This is a genomic window from Vibrio sinensis (genome assembly GCF_003605645.1).
Classification (GTDB): domain Bacteria; phylum Pseudomonadota; class Gammaproteobacteria; order Enterobacterales; family Vibrionaceae; genus Vibrio; species Vibrio sinensis.
The window spans coordinates 1-504 of sequence record NZ_QVMU01000143.1 but is presented as its reverse complement, the minus strand read 5'-3'; the positions used below and the strand labels follow the sequence as shown (position 1 = coordinate 504).

Below are 504 nucleotides of genomic sequence, written 5' to 3'. Positions count from 1 at the left end.
CACCGCCAATTGAGCATCGGTGATCGACCACAATTCTCCAATCCACTCAGCCTCGTTCTTTATTTTCCAGATCCAACACAGAATTATTATTTGAACAGCGAGTGTCATCGTGGTATGAGTGGCACCATCACCATTCTACTGATTGTCTGAAACAAATACAAATAGCAAAAATCTATTAGAAGAAGATGAACAACAACAACAACAACATCATCATCATCATCATCGACAACAACAACAACAACAACAACAGGAATAGTGCTCTCAATTAAATCAAATCAATTCAACTCAACAAGATGAACAAGACGATCTAGTAGTTGATTGTCATGATGTAACATTGAAAATGAACACATTACAATCATTATTGAATTGATATAAATTGAAAGCAACCGAAAAATATAAAGATTGAGAGGAGAAGAAGAAGAAGCTAAAGTCAGATGCAACACTCACTTCATTGTTATTCTCATCATTGTTGTGATTATAGATGGTTGGATGAATGATTTCAAT

At 34.7% G+C, this 504-nt stretch carries 1 protein-coding gene; it reads right to left on the bottom strand.

All coding sequences use genetic code 11. The features are described from left to right. Nucleotides 1-321: 321 nt before the first annotated feature. Nucleotides 322-504: hypothetical protein (locus DZ860_RS25415; RefSeq protein WP_207890687.1), on the bottom strand; the 183-nt coding region annotated here is incomplete at its 5' end.